Raw genomic sequence first — 1,032 nt, forward strand, 5'->3', positions numbered from 1 at the left:
TGAACTGCACCCCAAAAGTTAGACAGAAAAAATCTAACATTTGGGGTGCTATTTTTATGAAATTGAGCTATGAAGACAAAATCGAAATCTATGAACTACGCCAAAGTGGTCAGTCTATCAAGAACTTGTCAAAGCAATTTACTATTTCAGAAGCTGTTATCCAATATATGCTTCGACTGATCGATAGGTATGGAATAAACATTGTCAAGAAAGGTAAGAACACTTATTATCCTCCAGAACTCAAGCAGGAAATGATTGATAAAGTACTTCTTCAAAAGCAGTCGAGTCTGTCAGTCTCACTTGATTACGCCTTGCCAAATCGAGGAACTCTCCCAAACTGGATAGCACAATACAAGAAAAACGGATATACTATTCTTGAGAAAACAAGAGGGAGGCCACCAAAGATGGGGCGTAAACCAAAGAAAAACTGGGAAGAGATGACGGAGTTAGAGCGACTTCAGGAGGAAAATGAACGGCTTAGAACGGAGAATGCCTATCTAAAAAAGTTGAGAGCGCTTCGTTTAAGGGACGAAGCCAGAGAACAAGAAAGGCTCAAACAGTTAGAGAGATGGTCGCAGAAGGATTCCGACTAGATCTACTGCTGACGATTGCTCAATTAGTTCCTTCTACCTATCATTATCAAGTCAAACAACTGGATAAACCAGATAAAGATAAGGACTTAAAAGCTGAAATTCAAGCCATTTATGATGAACATAAGGGAAACTATGGCTACCGTCGCATTCACCTTGAGCTAAGAAATCGTGGATTTTCTGTCAACCACAAGAAAGTACAAGGGCTGATGAAAGAGTTAGGTTTGACTGCTCGTATTCGTAGACGCAAGAGATACAAGTCTTACAAGGGCGATGTGGGCAAGAAAGCTCCTAATCTCATTGAGAGAGCCTTTGAAGGGGCTAAGCCTTTTGAGAAGTGCTATACAGATGTGACTGAGTTCGCTCTGCCAAATTGTGCTGAAAAACTCTATCTTTCTCCTGTTCTGGATGGCTATAATAGCGAAATTATTGATTTTACCTT

At 40.2% G+C, this 1,032-nt stretch carries 1 pseudogene; it reads left to right on the plus strand.

The window, feature by feature from the left end:
* Nucleotides 1–56: 56 nt before the first annotated feature.
* Nucleotides 57–1,032 (plus strand): annotated as a pseudogene (locus tag RFK25_RS11460) (IS3 family transposase); the annotation flags it as partial.

The sequence above is a fragment of the Streptococcus sp. SS-4456 genome (genome assembly GCF_036680365.1).
GTDB lineage: Bacteria > Bacillota > Bacilli > Lactobacillales > Streptococcaceae > Streptococcus.